This is a genomic window from Nonomuraea sp. 3N208 (genome assembly GCF_052245935.1).
Lineage (GTDB): Bacteria > Actinomycetota > Actinomycetes > Streptosporangiales > Streptosporangiaceae > Nonomuraea.
On record NZ_JBQQBR010000059.1, the window covers coordinates 1 to 16,335 of the forward strand.

The 16,335-nt window shown below is 66.3% G+C and carries 16 protein-coding genes; 11 read left to right on the top strand and 5 right to left on the bottom strand.

Going from position 1 to position 16,335, the window contains the following annotated elements; all coding sequences use genetic code 11:
• Positions 1–134 precede the first annotated feature (134 nt).
• The gene (locus ACTWPT_RS52545) at positions 135–761 is read right to left on the bottom strand and encodes a winged helix-turn-helix transcriptional regulator (protein ID WP_443185089.1); all 627 of its coding nucleotides are present in this window, start codon (positions 759–761) and stop codon (positions 135–137) included.
• Positions 762–826: 65 nt separating this feature from the next.
• Here ACTWPT_RS52545 and ACTWPT_RS52550 point away from each other — a divergent pair, with 65 nt between their 5' ends.
• The 3 genes from ACTWPT_RS52550 to ACTWPT_RS52560 all read left to right on the top strand — a co-directional run bounded on the left by ACTWPT_RS52550 (position 827) and on the right by ACTWPT_RS52560 (position 3,241).
• Positions 827–1,429, top strand: a complete 603-nt coding sequence (locus tag ACTWPT_RS52550; protein WP_443185090.1) for a hypothetical protein — start codon at positions 827–829, stop codon at positions 1,427–1,429.
• 243 nt (positions 1,430–1,672) lie between these two features.
• Entirely contained in the window at positions 1,673–2,509 is an 837-nt protein-coding gene (locus ACTWPT_RS52555) for a maleylpyruvate isomerase N-terminal domain-containing protein (RefSeq protein ID WP_443185091.1), read from the top strand.
• 219 nt (positions 2,510–2,728) lie between these two features.
• Complete coding sequence (locus ACTWPT_RS52560; protein WP_443185092.1) at positions 2,729–3,241, top strand: GtrA family protein; 513 nt, start codon at positions 2,729–2,731, stop codon at positions 3,239–3,241.
• A gap of 384 nt (positions 3,242–3,625) precedes the next feature.
• Here ACTWPT_RS52560 and ACTWPT_RS52565 read toward each other — a convergent pair whose 3' ends face one another.
• Entirely contained in the window at positions 3,626–4,552 is a 927-nt protein-coding gene (locus ACTWPT_RS52565) for an AraC family transcriptional regulator (protein WP_443185093.1), read from the bottom strand.
• A gap of 142 nt (positions 4,553–4,694) precedes the next feature.
• Between ACTWPT_RS52565 and ACTWPT_RS52570 the strand changes: the two genes are divergently transcribed.
• Entirely contained in the window at positions 4,695–5,747 is a 1,053-nt protein-coding gene (locus ACTWPT_RS52570; protein ID WP_443185094.1) for a saccharopine dehydrogenase family protein, read from the top strand.
• Here ACTWPT_RS52570 and ACTWPT_RS52575 read toward each other — a convergent pair.
• Positions 5,722–6,396 (bottom strand): TnsA-like heteromeric transposase endonuclease subunit, encoded by a 675-nt coding sequence (locus ACTWPT_RS52575; RefSeq protein ID WP_443185095.1) that lies wholly within the window; start codon positions 6,394–6,396, stop codon positions 5,722–5,724. The genes ACTWPT_RS52570 and ACTWPT_RS52575 overlap by 26 nt on opposite strands.
• A 635-nt stretch (positions 6,397–7,031) precedes the next feature.
• Between ACTWPT_RS52575 and ACTWPT_RS52580 the strand changes: the two genes are divergently transcribed.
• From ACTWPT_RS52580 to ACTWPT_RS52610, 7 genes are all read left to right on the top strand, one after another.
• Positions 7,032–7,490 carry a hypothetical protein gene (locus ACTWPT_RS52580; RefSeq protein WP_127937807.1) on the top strand — a complete coding sequence of 153 codons (459 nt, stop codon included), beginning with the start codon at positions 7,032–7,034 and terminating at the stop codon, positions 7,488–7,490.
• Positions 7,487–8,527, top strand: coding sequence for a peptidoglycan-binding protein (locus ACTWPT_RS52585; protein WP_443185096.1), 1,041 nt, complete (start codon positions 7,487–7,489; stop codon positions 8,525–8,527). Before ACTWPT_RS52580 ends, ACTWPT_RS52585 begins: the two co-directional genes overlap by 4 nt.
• Entirely contained in the window at positions 8,524–9,225 is a 702-nt protein-coding gene (locus tag ACTWPT_RS52590; protein ID WP_443185097.1) for an ABC transporter ATP-binding protein, read from the top strand. The genes ACTWPT_RS52585 and ACTWPT_RS52590 overlap by 4 nt, the downstream gene beginning before the upstream one ends.
• Positions 9,222–10,424 carry an ABC transporter permease gene (locus tag ACTWPT_RS52595; RefSeq protein WP_127937811.1) on the top strand — a complete coding sequence of 401 codons (1,203 nt, stop codon included), beginning with the start codon at positions 9,222–9,224 and terminating at the stop codon, positions 10,422–10,424. Before ACTWPT_RS52590 ends, ACTWPT_RS52595 begins: the two co-directional genes overlap by 4 nt.
• A 37-nt stretch (positions 10,425–10,461) precedes the next feature.
• Positions 10,462–11,151: a response regulator transcription factor gene (locus tag ACTWPT_RS52600; RefSeq protein ID WP_138671535.1), complete on the top strand. Its 690-nt coding sequence runs from the start codon at positions 10,462–10,464 to the stop codon at positions 11,149–11,151.
• Between the two features lie 29 nt (positions 11,152–11,180).
• Complete coding sequence (locus tag ACTWPT_RS52605; RefSeq protein ID WP_443185098.1) at positions 11,181–12,275, top strand: sensor histidine kinase; 1,095 nt, start codon at positions 11,181–11,183, stop codon at positions 12,273–12,275.
• A gap of 89 nt (positions 12,276–12,364) precedes the next feature.
• Positions 12,365–12,799, top strand: a complete 435-nt coding sequence (locus ACTWPT_RS52610; protein ID WP_443185099.1) for a phosphotransferase — start codon at positions 12,365–12,367, stop codon at positions 12,797–12,799.
• 66 nt (positions 12,800–12,865) lie between these two features.
• On the opposite strand, the gene ACTWPT_RS52615 is transcribed toward ACTWPT_RS52610, so the two are convergent.
• Together ACTWPT_RS52615 and ACTWPT_RS52620 are read right to left on the bottom strand one after the other, a co-directional pair.
• The gene (locus ACTWPT_RS52615) at positions 12,866–15,307 is read right to left on the bottom strand and encodes a TniQ family protein (protein WP_443185100.1); all 2,442 of its coding nucleotides are present in this window, start codon (positions 15,305–15,307) and stop codon (positions 12,866–12,868) included.
• A complete protein-coding gene (locus ACTWPT_RS52620; RefSeq protein WP_127937819.1) occupies positions 15,304–16,296 on the bottom strand; it encodes a TniB family NTP-binding protein in 993 nt (330 codons plus the stop codon). Before ACTWPT_RS52620 ends, ACTWPT_RS52615 begins: the two co-directional genes overlap by 4 nt.
• Positions 16,297–16,335: the final 39 nt, after the last annotated feature.

Sequence of the window (16,335 nt, forward strand, 5' to 3'; positions counted from 1 at the left end):
CCGTCACGGAACGTGCACACGATGCACATCGCCGGACGGAGGGAACGAGAACGCGGGAGACCAGCGCATCCAAAACCGTTCGGGATGCGCGCAGTTCCGGGACGTGGCATCAAGATGTCACTCCTGGCTACTGATTAGGAACGGTTGAAGACGGCTCGTACGGCAGCTTCATCGCCTTCGATGTCGACGAGTCCAAGGGTGTCGTTGAGGGTGAGCACACCCGCTGCCAGCCCGAGAACGATCGAGGCGTCAGCGCGCACGACAGCATCGAGATCCTGGCCATCGTGCAGGCTCACATCTATGCCCGAGCGCGTCGCCCGTACCTGGAGCAGCTGGCCATCGACCGCGATCCCCACCGTCGATGACCGGCGTGCGGCCGGCTTGCGGGCGAGCAGGGCCGGGAGGGCGACGACGAGCCATTCGGCGCGGAAGCGGTCGCCGCCTGGGCCGCGCGTCATTAGCGGCGTGGACCAGCGGATGAGGCTCTCGATCGGCTCCCGCAGCCCGGCGCCCCACGGGGTGAGGGCGTACACGATGGCGTTGGCTTCCTCGGCCAGGTGCCGCTCGACCACTCCGGCGTTCTCGAGGTCTCGGAGGCGGTCGGCGAGCAGGTTGGTGGCCACGCCAGGGAGCCCATCGAGCAGCTCGCGGTAGCGGGCGGGAGCCACGAGAAGTTGGCGGACGATGAGCAGATTCCACCGGTCGCCAACGACATCGAGCGCCCGGGCGAGGCCGCAGTACTGGCCGTAGCTTCGACTCATTCCACCTACTTGACAATCTCAAGCTTGCCTGACTAAATCCAGCATAGTCGAGAAGGAGAGTGGTCGTGGCTGACACGGGAAGGCCTGCCTGGGTCAACAACGAGCTGTTCCCCTTCGAGAGCCGCTTCATCGCCATCGACGGGCACACCGTCCACTACGTGGACGAAGGATCGGGGCCGACGCTGCTGCTGCTGCACGGCGGCCCCCTAGGGCGGTTGCTGGTCAGGCAGTTCAACCTATTCGTCAACGCTATGGTCCCTGCCGGGCACCGGCTGCGGAAGCCGACCGCCGACGAGATGGCCCACTACCGAACGGCTCTCGCCACCCACAACCGGCGCGACGCGTCGTCCGTGCTCCCTCGGCGCATCACCGCCAGCCGCGCCTTTCTCGCCGGTGTCGAAGCCGGGCTCCCCGGCCTCGCGTCGCTCCCGACGCTCATCGTGTGGGGGGACGCCGACTTCGCTTTCCGGGCTAAGGAGCGACAGCGATGGGAGCAGATCTTCGCCGACCACCACACCGTAATCATCGAAGGCGCCGGCCACTTCGTGCAGTCCGACGCGCCCGACCGGTTCGCGGCGGCGATCCGCGACTGGCGGTTCACGCCCGGCGGGCGGCGCACACCTCCGGCTCGTGGAGACGTCCGGCGGAAAACGCAAAGGGAGTCGTAGTGGCCTACGACGTGCACCTGGCCTCGCGACCACCAACGCACGGCCGATGGAGATGAAAGGTCGACCGGTTCAGGGCCGGCTGCACGTCGACGGCGACGACCTGCGCACCAAGCGTCAGCTGGCCCGATGGATCGCCATTGGGTCAGCCACCGCCACAAGCGTTCCCGCCACGGGACTGAATCGATGACGGACACCCCACGCCCCAGGCGAGGCCCAGACTCTGACGCCCAGGAAGATGTTGACATGGTCCCGGCTGCGACGCACAGTGGTGCGCCCGACACCCTGGCCCAGGCTCGTGCGGCGTTGCGGGATGTTGTCCCCAGCCTCGTCGCACTTGTGCGGAGCGTCCCTGATGCCAACTCCGCTTCGGTCGGTACTTGGACGGTGGGTGATGTCGCGGCTCACTTATCTCATGTTTTTCGCTTCGACACCGACGCCCTCGCCGGAAAACCGGTCCCGCAAGCCATAGTCACGACGGCGGGAATGGCCGACGTTAACGCGAAGATGCTGGCCGAGGACGGCGAACGGGACCCGGCCGTACTCGCAGATCGCATCGGCACGCTCGCAAACGAGTTCGACGCCGTCGCGTCGCGTTCGCGATCAGCCACCGTCGATTGGCTGCAAGGTGTCCGCCTGCCGACTTCGGCGGTGGCTTGTCACCTGCTCGAAGAATGCCTGATCCACGGCCATGACATCGCCAGAGTCACTGGGCGCCCGTGGCCGATACAGCGTCACCACGCTCTGCTCGCGATCGAGGGAGCCGCGCTTCCGCTTATCGCGGCTCTGCCGCCCACTGCTTTCTTGAACCAGGAGAAGGCCAGCTCCTTCCGAGCTCGGTTCGAAGTGCGCCTGCGTGGAGGTGGACGCACGTTGCTTGTCTTCGATGGCGGTTCGTTGACGCTCGACGCGGCTGGCGCACGTGACGTTGACGCCCACATCTCTGCGGACCCCCCGGCTCTCATGCTGGTGTTCATCGGCCGACAAGGAATATGGAAACCGCTTCTCGGAGGAAAGCTCGCCACTTGGGGTCGTCGGCCATGGAAGCTCGCCCGCATGTTCACCGTCATAAGCCCCCCGTAGCCCGCTCGTCGGACTATCAGCCAGCGCCAGTTCGGCTGGCGTCCGCCCCCGCGACCTGCAAGGAGCGGAGTTGGTGCCCGGCCTCGGTAGGCGCCAAGGGTTGAGCGCGGTTGATGATGGCGAAGCCGGACAAGCCGTGTCCGTAAATCTTGTCACCAGGGTGTTCGACTGGTGAGAAGATCGGGGGTGCTCCGAATAGCAAACGCAGTACTCGCAAGATTGCCGGAACCGCTGCACGCACATGCGCTGAAGCACCGTGAACTGCTGAAGTTCGCGGTGGTGGGTGGAACAGCGTTCTTAGTGGACAACACGGTGTTCTATGGGCTGAAGCTGACCATTTTGGAACCGAAGCCGGTGACCGCGAAGATCATCGCGGTGCTCGTGGCGACGATCGTGTCCTACGTGTTGAACCGCGAATGGTCGTTCCGGACCAGGGGCGGCCGCGAGCGCCGTCACGAGGCGGCGCTGTTCTTCCTGGTCAGTGGCGTCGGCCTAGTGCTCAGCTCCGCGCCGCTATGGATCTCCCGGTACGTATTTCGCCTGGAGACCCCGGATGTGAGCCTGGTGACCCAGGAGATCGCCGACTTCATGAGCGCGCAGATCATCGGCACGCTGATTGCCATGGTCTTCCGCTTCTGGGCGCTCCGGAAGTGGGTCTTCCCCGACGAGAAGGCCCAGTCCGGCAGCATGCGACTGGCTCCCACTCCCGATTCCAGGGACGAGGCGGCTTGATGGCAGCGAATCCAGAAGCCGATTCGGCGGTTGGACTGCTTCATGCCGCTGCTGCGCCCCACGAGCCCGACCCCCGCGGATGACCGCCGAATAGATAGCGAGCAAAAGTCCCGTAAGTCCGACATCACGGGGCGTTATCAAAGCTCATGATCACGCGGACTTGCTGGGACAGTGCTCATGATCAGCCGCACGGAATCGCGGATCCTACAAGGCTTGTAGGATCCGCGATTCGGTGTCACATGCCGGTTCTGTGAGCTGGCCTTTTTGGCGGTTCCGCGCCCCGTGTCACCTTGATCGTTCCGCGCTTGGTGTCATTTCTTGGGTGAGTTAACCAACGTGTCATAGGCCGCCAAACCTCGAAGATCCCTACGCGGGTGTTGTGCTTCAGCCGACGTGGTGCCGGTAACTGCCGGGTGGTGACCCGTACTGGCGTTTGAAGGCATGGGTGAAGGTGTACTGCGAGCTGTAGCCGACCTGCTGGGCGATCGTGTTGACGGGGGCGTCGGAGGTGCGCAGGAGCCGGGCGGCGGTGGTCATCCGCCACCATGTCAGGTAGGTCAGCGGTGGCTGGCCGACCAGCTGTGTGAACCGCCGGGCGAAGGCGGCGCGCGACAGGCGTGCCTGCGCGCCCAACTCCTCGACGGTCCATTGCCGGCTGGGATCTCCATGGATGGCGCGGAGGGCGGCGGCGACGGCAGGGTCGTGCAGGGCCGCGGCCCAGCCGGTGGCGGAGTGGCCGGAGACACTCTGTTCTTCGAACCACGCGCGCAGGATGTAGAGCAGGAGCAGATCCAGCAGGGTGAGCAGGATGGTGTCGGAGCCCGGGCGGGCGTCGCTGTCCAGTTCCACGCCGAGGAGTTCAACCGCGGCGCGGAGTTCCCTGTGCCGCCCTACCCGCGTCGGTAGGTGGATGACCTCGGGCAGGTCGTTCAGGAGCGGATGCGGCGCGGATCTGTCCAGGAGGTAGGCGCCGCAGAGCATGACCACCGTCGGCGGCCGGTCGGCTGACGTTTCGTCGTTGCGGCCATCATGGACTCCGGTGAGCGTTGTGGGCGGCTCGCTCACCGGGGTGGACGGTTCGTCGGCCAGACCGTGTGCGGATCCGCGCGGCAGGAACGCCACGTCGCCCGGCCCGAGCGCGATCGGCTCACCCTGAGACGGGAAAAGCCAGCACGTTCCCTGGAGAACGATGTGGAACCCGGCGGACGGCACCGGCGGAAACCGCTCGGCGAAGGGAGCGGACTTGGTCACCCGGCCCGAGTGGGGTCGACCGGTACGCGCCGCACTCACCACATCAGACAGAACATCCACGCAGCCAGTGTAACCAACGACGACCTCGGCGAAGACGATGACGCAAACTCTAGAGCGCATCACGCATTCAACCGTCTTGTGTCGGCGCCTTACTGTGCTAGTGGGCTGAGCAACCGCGCAGCTCCCATCGTGAGGAGACGACATGAAGATCGCCGTTTATGGCGCGAGTGGATACCAGGGAAAGCTCGTGCTCACCGAACTGGCGCGACGCGACATCGAGACGGTCCTGGCCGGACGTAATCTCGCGCGCCTGGAAGAGGCCGCCTCGGCGGTGGGCCTCCCCGACGCGGAACGACGCTTGGCCGACACCAGTGACCATGAGGCGCTGGTGAGCGCGTTCCGCGGCTGCGACGGCGTCATCAACTGCGCCGGACCGTTCACCTCCTCAGGTGAGGCCGTGGTCCGCGCCGCGATCGCCGCCGGCTGTAACTACGTCGACACCTCAGGCGAGCAGCTCTACGTCAAGAAGATTTTCGACACCTTCACCACGGAGGCGGAGAACGCCGGGGTCACCGTCGTACCCGCCGCCAACGACGGCTGCGTCCCGGTAGACCTTCTGGCCCACATCCTGGCCGACCGCCTGGAACCGGTCGAAGAGATCATCACCACCCACGTGGTCGTTGGGGGCGGCGGCATGTCGCGCGGCTCGCTACGTTCGGTGGTCGAAACGATCGACGCCATCAAGGCGGGAGGCATGGCCTACGACGACGGCGACTGGCGCCCCGGCATGCCCGCCCGCCACACGGCGATCAGGCTGCCCGGACAGTCGGAGGCGACCCCGGTGATGGCCTTCCCTGTGTCGGAGGTGGTGACCATTCCCCGTCACATCCGCGTCCGGCATGTCGAGGGCCTGACCGAGGCGGCCTTGGGCGACGGGCTGAACACGCCGCTCACACCGGAGATCATCGAAAGCCTGCCTGAAGGACCCGATGAGGACAGCCGCCGCACCCAGCGCTTCACCTACGTGGTCGACGCCACCAGTACCGACGGCCGCCGCGCCCGCGGCATCGTCCAGGGCCCGGACACCTACGGCACGACCGCGGTGATCGCCGTCGAAAGCGTCCGCCGTCTCATCGCCGACCCCGCCAAGCCGGGAGTTCTCGCACCCGCCCAGGCCTACCACCCGACCGCCTTCCTCGACTTTCTTATCCCGCATGGGATCCAGTGGATCATCGAGGACGCGCCGGCAACCTGAGCACCCCAGCACGCACGATTCTCGGATCGAGATCCGGCACCGCGGCGAAGGCGTCAGCCAGTGTTGCGCCGTCCTGCACCGCCGCCTCGATCGCGCCCACCAGATCGGTCGAGAACAGTGATGATCGGCGATATCCCGCAAGGAACCGGATGTTCTCAAGGCGCTGCATGTTCGGCTCGGTCCACACCTCGTAGCCCCAGCCGCGGGACTCGATCACCGTCTTGGCCCAAGCGAAGGAGAACGCAACCTCTGGCTGGGCTAACTGCCGGGTCGGTTTGCCGTCGACCACCAGCGGGCCGGACTCGGTCATCAGCAGAAAGTCCGGGATATGGCGCCGGCCAGCCCCGTCGACGTGTGCTGTCATCAGGAACGGCTGTGCCACGATCCGTGAGACCGACGGGTCGAAGTCGGCGAACAGCAGCCGCGCCAGCTCAAGCCTGGACTCGTAGATCACGTGCGAGGATTCGGTAGCTGACCAGTAGGAACCCGAGTAGTGCCGCTGTCCTCGATGCCAACGGAAGACACGCCATGGCCCAGCACCGAGCAGATCCGCGACTGGTGCGTGACTGAACCGACCCTCGAGCGCTACAGTCCCGTTTGGCGCCTTGGCCTGGATCTCGGCAGACGATATGACGCGAGAGTTTGACATAGCCGCTCGACCCCCAAGAAGGCGATCTCGTCTATGCCGTCACCATGACACCTCTGTACGCGCACAGTCACGTACGAACCAGCAGATGTCACCCGATCGTGCGAGCAAGCTGACCTGCCAGTCCACGATTCATGTCGCAAACGACAGACAGACGACACGGAAACGTGGACTACGACATCAAAGCGCGGACCCTACAAGGCTGTAGGTTCCGTGTTTCGGTGTCACATGTTGGTCCTGTGAGCTGGGCGTTTTGGCGGTTCCGCGCTCCGTGTCACCTTGATCATTCCGCGCTTGATGTCATTTCCTCGGCGTCCGGCGGAAACAGCACACCGTGCAACGCCCGAAACCCTGGGTCTCCTGGCCTGAAAGCCTTGGACCGTGGAGGAAACGGGCGGGCTGCCCATCCGGCTACTGTTGCTCCGGTCGGGTGGCCGGGAGGAACAGCGGAGCCCCCAACTACGGGATCATGCTCCGCCCTATTTAGGTTCGAAGAGCCCGCAACGCTCGCCCACACAACCGACTTTTCAAGATCGCGAAGATAGCCAAAGTCGAGCTCGGATTGCGGCCTGAGTTAAAGATGAGTTAAGCAAATCTGGTTAGCTTCTTTTAAACCCTTGTCCAGCATGCTGCGGGGCATGGCGAACATAAAGATTGCCCTGAAGGGAGCAGCCTTCCTCGCTACCTCAGTGGTCCTCGTGTCATGCGGCGGTGGCCCCGGGGCGCAGGGAGACTCCGGTGATCAGGCGAAGTACGCGGCGTGCCTGCGGGATCAGGGTCTCACCGTCACGGAGCGGAGCGACGGGCTGGACATCAAGGCGGACTCCCCGGAGAAGAGCAACGCGGCCAAGTCGGCCTGTAAGCAGTACGCCCCGGCCGGTGAGGAGGTGTCGCCCGAGGACAAGAAGCAGGCGATGGACACCGCGCTCCAGTACGTCGCGTGCATGCGCAAGGCGGGAGTCGACATGCCGGACCCGAAGCAGGATCCTGACGGCGGTGTCGCTGTAAAGCTGCCGGACGGGATGACCGAGGACACGCCGGTGGTTCAGCAGGCGCAGAAGGCGTGCAAGGAGCAGGCTCCTGGGAACTCCGAGTGAGGCGCACGGCGGTGCTGCTGAGCGGCGTAGCGGTGATCGGAAGCGGGGCTGTGGTGGGGTTCATGAACCTCCCCGGTCGTACGGCAGCGCCGGCGTCGAGCCCCAACGGTGCGCAGACGTCGTCCGTGCCGATCACGCGTTCCGACATGGTGGACACCAAACAGGTCAGCGGCACCCTCGGGTACGCGGGCCGCCGCATCCAGCCGAACCGCGCCAGCGGGGTGGTCACGGCCACCCGCGCCGAGGGAACGGTGGTGCGTCGGGGCGGCTGGCTGTACAAGGTGGAGGGCAAACCGGTGTTCCTGATGTATGGCGCCGTCCCGATGTATCGGCGCCTTGGTGTCGGCACCACAGGCCCGGATGTCCAGCAGCTGGAGCTGAACCTGGTCAAGCTGGGATACAAGTCCGGCACGGTCGACAAGACCTTTACCGCTGTGACCGCCCAGGCGGTGTGGGCCTGGCAGCGCGATAAGGGGCTGGTGGCGACGGGCAGGGCGGAGGTGAGCCAAGTGATCTTCTCGAGGGGCGCGCTTCGGATCGCGGAAAACACCAAGGAGGCGGGGGATGCCGCTGAAGGTTCGGTGGTGACAACAACCAGGACCGAACGGGCTATCACCATCAAACTGGAGACCTCCAACCAGCAATTCGCTCGAAAGGGCGCCAGGGTGAGGGTGCAACTGCCGGACGGCAAGAAGGTCGCTGGAACGATCTCCTCTGTCGGGACCATCGCACGGCCCGGGAAGGATGCGGACAGTCCGGCAACGATCGATGTCAGTGTCAAGGTCGGCGGCGAACTGGGCAGGCTGGATCAGGCGCCGGTCACGGTCGAGCTACGAACCGGGCGCCGCAAGGACGTGCTGTCGGTGCCGGTCGAGGCACTGATCGCGCGAGAAGGCGGCCAGTACGGTGTGCGGGTGGTGCAGGGCGGGACCCGGCAGGTGGTGTCGGTCGAGACGGGGCTGTTCACGGGGAGCCGTGTCGAGATCTCTGGTGCCGGCCTGTCGGAGGGCGTGAGAGTCGAGGTTCCCAAGCTATGACCGCCATCGTCGAGCTGACGAAGGTGACCAAGGAGTTTCCCGGTGGCGTTCTGGCGCTGCGAGGAGTGGATTTGCGCGTGGATACCGGAGAGCTGGTCGCCATGGTCGGCCCTTCCGGGTCGGGCAAATCGACCCTGCTCAACATGATCGGTACCTTGGACCGGCCAACGCAGGGCCAGGTGCGCATCGCCGGCTACGACGTGGCGCAGCTGAGCGATCCCGAGCTGTCGGCGCTGCGTGCCCAGCACATCGGGTTCATCTTCCAGCAGTTCCACCTCGCGGACGGAGTTTCCGCTCTCGACAACGTCGCTGACGGTTTGCTATATGCCGGGGTGGCGCGGCGTGAACGCCGGCGACGGGCGGGTGAGGCATTGGAGCGTGTCGGCCTGGCGGATCGGCTGGAGCACCGATCGAATCAGATGTCGGGCGGGGAGCGGCAGCGGGTCGCCGTGGCCCGCGCCGTGGTCGGGGAGCCGTCGCTGGTGTTGGCCGATGAGCCGACCGGCAACCTTGACACCGCATCAGGGGCAGAGGTTCTTGCGACGTTGCGGAATCTGAACGCCGCCGGCGCCACCGTGGTGATCATCACGCACGACCTGGAGGTCGCGGCCGCCGCGCCACGCCGGATCCACATCCGTGACGGCCTGGTCGTCGCGGATGAGGCCTCCGAGGCCGGCGAGATCGGAGCTCTCCGATGACGGATCGGATCGGCAAAGCACGGCTGACCCCGGCCCGGATGAACCTGGAGGATGTGGCGCGGGTGGGTGTGGCGGGGCTACGGGCCCGGCCCACGCGGGCCGTGCTGTCCGCGTTGGGGATCGCCATCGGCATCGCGACCATGGTGGCGGTGCTGGGCATCTCCTCCTCCAGCCAGGCTCGCGTCATGGAGACCCTGGATGAGCTGGGGACGAACATGTTGACCGTCGCCCCCGGCAAGCAGTTCTCCGAGAAGAAAGCCAGGCTGCCGAAGAACGCGGGCCGGATGATCCGGGGCGTGGAGCATGTCGCCATGGCCGGTCAGACCGGTGATACCGGCAAGGCCATCTACCGCAACGATCGCATCCCTTCGACGCGCACCGGTGGCCTTCAGGTCCGCGCCACATCCCTGGATCTGCTGGAGGTCCTGCAGACCCCTGTCCACAGCGGAAGGTGGCACGATGCGGCCACCGCGGCGCAACGCACCGTGGTGCTGGGATCCACGGCCGCCACACGGCTCGCCGCCACCGCCGGAGACTCGGTGTGGATCAACGGTCAGTGGTGGACGGTGATCGGGGTCCTGGCCGAATCGCCACTGGCGGAGGACGTCGACGTGGCCGCGCTGGTCGGCTTCGCCGCGGCGGATGCCTTCCTCGGTTTCGATGGACACCCGACCTTGGTCTACACGAAGATCGCTGAGGAGAAGGTCACGGAGGTCAGGGCGTTGCTGAATCACGCGGCGAACCCGGAGCATCCAGAAGAGGTCACGGTCAGCCGCCCCTCCGACGCTCTGGAGGCGAGGGCCGCGGTGGCGGGGGCATTCACCAGCCTGTTGCTTGGTGTCGGCGGCGTGGCCCTGCTGGTGGGCGGGGTCGGCATCGCCAACACGATGATCATCTCGGTACTGGAGCGGCGTCGTGAGATCGGCCTGCGTCGCGCGCTCGGGGCCACCACCGCCCAGGTTCGCATCCAGTTTCTCGCCGAATCCCTGATTTTGGCCGGGGCGGGCGGGCTCACCGGCTCGCTGTTGGGCGTGGTCGGCACCATCGGGTTCGCGCTGACACAAGGGTTGCCGCCGGTCGTGCCCACGTGGGTGATCGGCGGCGGACTCGGCGCCACACTCGCCGTCGGCGCCATCGCCGGACTCTACCCGGCGATGCGGGCCGCTCGGATGTCGCCGACGCTGGCCCTGTCCGCCTGAGACGTACCATGACGACCGACATCCGGGAGCATCGAACATGCGCGTGCTGGTTGCCGAAGATGAGAAAGGCCTGGCCGACATCATCGGCACCGGGCTGCGCAAGGCCCGGATGGCCGTGGACGTCGTCTATGACGGGGACGCGGCCCTGGAACGGGCGATGACCAATGAATACGACGTGATCGTGCTCGATCGGGACTTACCCGAGATCCACGGTGACGATGTCTGCCGGAGGCTGATGGAGGCGCAGGTCCCCGCACGGATCATCATGCTCACCGCCGCGGGTGACCTGTGGTCGAAGGTGGAGGGGCTGAGCCTGGGTTCTGACGATTACCTCGCCAAGCCCTTCGACTTTCCCGAGCTCGTCGCCCGGATCCGAGCCCTGGCACGGCGGGTGCCGACCCGGCTCCAGCCGGTTCTGCAGATGGCGGGCATCACCCTGGACCCCGCCTACCACGAAGTGCATCGCAACGGGCGCTACGTGGCTCTGAGCCCCAAGGAGTTCACGGTGCTGGAGGTCTTCATGCGGTCGGGCGGAAGCGTCGTCAGTGTCGAGGATCTGCTGGAGAAGGCATGGGACGAGAACGTCGACTACTTCACCAACTCCGTGCGGGTAACGGTGGCGACGCTGCGCAAGAAGCTGGGACCGCCACCGGTAATTCAAACCGTGATCGGAGCGGGCTACCGTCTCGTCGACCCTGGCCACGGAGCACCGTCAGGGTCCGGCTGACCGCGCTCTATGCCAGCCCCTTCCTCATCATGGCCGTGGTCATGCTGCTCGCGGTGAACCTGCTGCTCAGCAGCGCGCTTGGGGTGAGCGTCTCCGTCTCGGGCCGAGCACCTCAGCCCTCGGCCGCCGGGGCGCCGACCCGGGGCGAAGTCGACCAGGAAGCGGTGTTCCAAGGCGACCTTCAGCTGCAGTATGAACTCCTGAGGTACCAATGGGCCGCCACCGCGATCATCATCGCTGTCCTGACGGTGGTCTCCGTGATCCTGGGCTGGTGGCTGGCCGGACGCGTCCTGCGCCCGATTCGCAGCGTCACCTCCACGGCCCGCCGGCTGTCCCTGTCCAACCTCCATCAGCGGATCGCGATGCAGGGCCCCGACGATGAGCTCAAGGAGCTCGCCGACACCTTCGATGACATGCTCGACCGGCTCGAGCGCTCGACCGATGCTCAGCGCCGGTTCGCCGCCAACGCCTCCCATGAGCTCAAGACACCCCTGGCGCTGGACCGGGCGCTGCTGCAGGTGGCGTTCGGCGAACTTCCCGAGGAGCTGCTGGAGGCCCGGGATGAACTCCTCGCCTCCAACAGCCGCCAGCATCGGCTCATCGACGGACTCCTGATGCTGGCCGCGGCAGAACACACGCTGACCAACGCAGAGCCCGTCGATCTGGCCGACCTGGCCCGGCGTGTCCTCTGCGAGCACCCCGGCGCGACGGTGGACCTGTCACCGGCCCTCACCTCCGGCGATCCCGTTCTGGTGGAGCGGTTGATCGCGAATCTCGTGGAGAACGCCGAGAAGTACAACGACCAGCGTAGGTTCATCGCCGTCCGGACCGGAACGGGCAATGGAGGCGCGGTCCTCACCGTGGAGAACACCGGGCAGGAGATCGCCCACGAGGTGGTGTCATCGCTGTTCGAGCCGTTCCGGCGCCTCACCAGCGACCGTACCGAGTCGGTGTCCGGCGCGGGCCTCGGCCTGTCGATCGTGGCCGCCATCACACGCGTCCACGGAGGCACGATCGATGCCGTCCCCCGCACCGGCGGCGGCCTCGCCGTGACGGTACGACTCCCGGACGTGGGGTCAGTGTTGAAAGCGCAGCTAAGGTTCTCAACGGGCGGCCGGGGGTAAAGCAACGCAGCGACTCCACCCATGTGATCAGTTGCCGTGCGGGACCTGAATCGGCTCGAGCTGGCCGGAAACCGAGACTTTTCGTTCCGTTGCTCGTCGCGCCCCGGCTCATCCCCGACCCGGACGCCGTCCGCGCTGTCTGGGACGACGCCGCCGCGCCCAACTGGTCCGGCCCGGCGCTCTGGCTCCACGGCGACCTGCATCCGGCCAACGTCCTCACCGCGGACGGCACCATCTGCGGCGTGATCGACTTCGGCGACCTGTTCGCCGGCGATCCTGCCTGCGACCTCGCCGCCGCGTGGATTCTGCTGCCGGACGACACCACCGACCTCTTCCACGCCGCCTACCAGCCGGCCCCGGACGCCGCGGCCCTGCGCCGTGCCCGCGGATGGGCAGTGCTCCGTGCCTTTAGCGGCCTCCTCATCGGCGAAGCCGGCGTCCGCGGCCGCCCAGGCGGCAAGCCCACCTGGGGCCCACCCGCCCACGCCGCGTTGCGGCGCCTCATCGCAACGGCCCATCGCTGATCGATCGCCTCTCCACACGCTCGAATACCTTCGCGCCGGACCCCACCATGCTCGGCATGCTGGGGTCTACTTGCCTGACGTACCTGACAGACCTCCAAGCGGCTGACCAGCCAGTTCACTTGACAACCCCAGATAGCCTGCGAAGTCGGCCTTGGAGTCCATGGCTTTGCGGGTGCTGGCGCCACCGCTTGGGCGGAGCGGGATGCCCAGGTCATGGGCTCGGCGGGTGATGTAGTTGGTGCTGGTGCCCTTCTCACGTGCGATATCCGCTAGTGTCCGGCGGCGTGTGACGTACTGCTCGTATAGCCAGTCTGGGTCGATGGCGTTGCGGTGTTTGAAGTAGCGGCCGACCTTGCGTAGCTCGATGCCGTACTCCGCTGCGAGTCTGGTTACGGTGGTTTTCGATACGCCGATGTCGAGCGCGATGGTGCGCGCAGACTGATGTTCGTCGAGGTATCGGCGGCGAAATTCCTTCCCCGTAAGTACTTGGCGGGCGGCGTGGCTCACTTGGCCAAGGGCACGGGCCTGGGCCGCGGTGAGCGGCGCAGCCGGGATCGGGTGTTCCTCCAGAACGAGACGCACGGCCTCGATGCTGGCGCCGAGAGTCTGGGCGGCCGATCCGGCTGGGTAACGGCGTCCGCGAGTCAACTCGTGCAGGCGATCGATGTCGATGGTGGACGGGTCAGTGCCGGGCAGGTCGAGACCGTCGAGTAGGCCGAGCGGTGGGCACCAGACCACCGGTTCGCTCCGCAGTCCGCATCCGCTGACGAAGTCGCGTGCGACTTCTTTGAGGGCGCCCGCGAGCTGCGGAGACCACACCTCAGTGAAGCGCTCTGCTTCTGAGCGGAAGGAGTACACGTCGGCGGTGGGAAAGTCGGGGGCGTGGCCGACAGGCATGCCGCTGATCTGGTTGAACAGAACACATCGCGCGATACGGGCCCGTCGCCCGCCTCCTGGGGAATGGCCGGTTTGGCGGCATATCTCCACCCATTGCTTGGCCGGTAGCAGGTTCGAGTAGTCCAGGGTGCGGCGGCGCTGGTAGTCGATGGGAATGTCGTTCTCGTCCAAGTAATGTGCGAGGCGAATCAGGGCTGTGGCGACCGGTTCCCAACACTGCCGATCGTGCAGCATCTGCAGTACGCGCGATAGTGACTTGCCGTCGCTGGCCGATCCGAGCATTGATGCAGCCGCGTCGAGTTCGAGTTTGGTTCCAACCAGAAGCACCCCCGCAGCCAGCACGGGTGCCAGGATGCGCTGGTAAGCGCCGCTGGAGGGGCTCAGCCGCACGGCCCATGACGGCCACAGCGCGGCGGGGAGTTTGTTTGAGCGCCGACTGACCTGCCGGGCGGTGGCAGACGGAGGGGAGGGAAGCGCGACGGTTTGGTACCGCAGTTGGTCACTCGGGCGAAGCAATGGTCCGAGCGCGGCCAGTTGTATCGTCCGTAGAACCGTGCCGGTGCCTCGGCCCCAGCCTCGGATGGTGGTGGTCGTGGTCTTCTCAGATCCGTTGCGGGACTTACCGATCACCGTGCGTAGGGCGTGGGCGGCTGAGCTCAGCTGCGCCACGCCGAGCACCTGCATCGCGGCGATGACCGCGGCTGCCGTCATCGCCGATGTCGGCGGTGCCATGAACCCTGGGCGGCTCGCCTCCCGTCGCTCTGGCTCGTTGCTCGGCTGGGAGGTGATGTGGGCGTTGAGGATGTCGGCGGGAACCCTTGCCGCCAAGTCGTCAGCGCCCAGGTGGGTCAGCATCCGACTAGCAACTGCGCGCAGTTCGGAAAGCGCCACGGCGGAGGGCTGAGGATGCCGGTAATACTGGCCGAATTCTGCACGGTCGGTCTCGATCATGTTCGTGATCAGGCGTTGGGTCTCAATCGCGGGATGGCCTGTGGGCAGGCGGAGAGCCTCAGCCTGGGTGAGGTCCTGGTCGCATTCGCGCGGGGCGTCGGGGTCAGCGGTTCGGGGCGGGCGGGTGCGGCAGTGTCCCGGGATCGGCAGGCTGCGGCGAGAGAAGGGGCGTCTTCGTGTCAGGCGTCCACATCCTTGGCAGGTGTCCACGAGTAGGAGGGAGTGGTGGGTGCAGGCGAACGACCAGCCCAGGCGCCACTCCAGCTTCCATCGTCCGGCGCTCTCGGCCAGGCAGTCGGGGCAGTATCGCGACCCGGTGCCCCGCCCCCATAGCCGGTGCCGGTTGACCTGCCGCTTCGCGCGATCGATCAACAGTGCTCGACCGTCGAAGTGCGCCAGAGTCATGGCATGCACACGCTGGTCGTCCAGGCCGGTGGCGAAGGCGATGCCGGCGGCTTCGCGCTCGCTCAGGGCGATGGTCCAGTCGCGGGGACGGGTCCAGCCGGGCGCCTCGTCCCCGGCCCTGGTTAACAGGCCGAGGCTGGAGAGCACATCGCCGTAGCTGGTTTGCGTCCGGTGCGCGAGTGCCTCCAGCCAGGAGTCCAGGGACTCTCCGGGAAGCGGTGCCATCCGGATCGGTAGCGTCCGCAAGGTGGTCACGCTCGCCGCCGCGCAGATCGTTTCGGCTTGCTGGTGTTCTTGCCGCCGGCCAGCAGAGCCTCCCACCGCGCCTGCTGATCTTGCGCGGCCCGGTCGAGTTTGATCGTGGTCATCAGCTCCAGGGTCAAGCGCTCCTCCCCGGTTCGGATCGCCCGCAGGCACGCTCGTTTGATCAGGGTCATCAGGGAGCCGATGTGCCCGTTGCAGCGGGCGTAGAGGTGATCGGACAGGTCGTCGGCGAGCATGCCGGGATGCTTATCGGCCAGCACCAAGCGCTGTTCCAGGGAGAGCAGGAAGCTGCGCCACTGCGTGCGCCCGGCCTCGTCATCGATCGTGAACGGATCCAGATCAAGCGGGGTGACGCGGCGTTCGAGCTGCGGATCGTCGTAAAGGCCCTTGTCCTTCAAGCCGTGCCCGATGAAAAGGATCATCAGTGGGAACTCATTGGCGATCGTCTTGAACTGGTTGGCCAGTTCGGTCCCGCGAATCGACCGGAATCGGAGGAACTGCAGGTCGTCGACCAGCAGGAGCCGTGACTCGCAGGACAGGGCGCAGTCTAGGGCGCGGGATAGGAACGAGTTCGCGGTCCCGCTGTTGCGCCCGGAGTGGGCGAAGAACTCCAGCATCGCCCAGTTGAAGTCCTTGACCGTGGTGTCGCCCATCATCCCGACCCGGATCACCGGCCACCGCTCGTGCCCGGCTGCGGTGAACCGGCCGTGCTCGCGGATCAGGTCGTTGTGGACGCGCTTGGCGAACGACAGTCCGACCGTGGTCTTGCCCAGGCCGGGGAACGCGTCGACGGCGGCCATCCCCTTGGCCTCCCAGTTCGGCTGGTCCAAGCCGGCCTGGAGGATGTCGGTCAAATCCGCGACGAGCTGGCTTGCCTGTGCGGTCTTGATCGGACGCAGGTTGGCGAGGAACCTGCGGCGCCACAGATCGTGCTCGGCCTTCGCCTCTGGGCTCAAAGCCTTGAGGCCGGACCTGGTCATGTCTGGAGGGCGGGGGAAATCCGGCGCCTCGGCGAACGT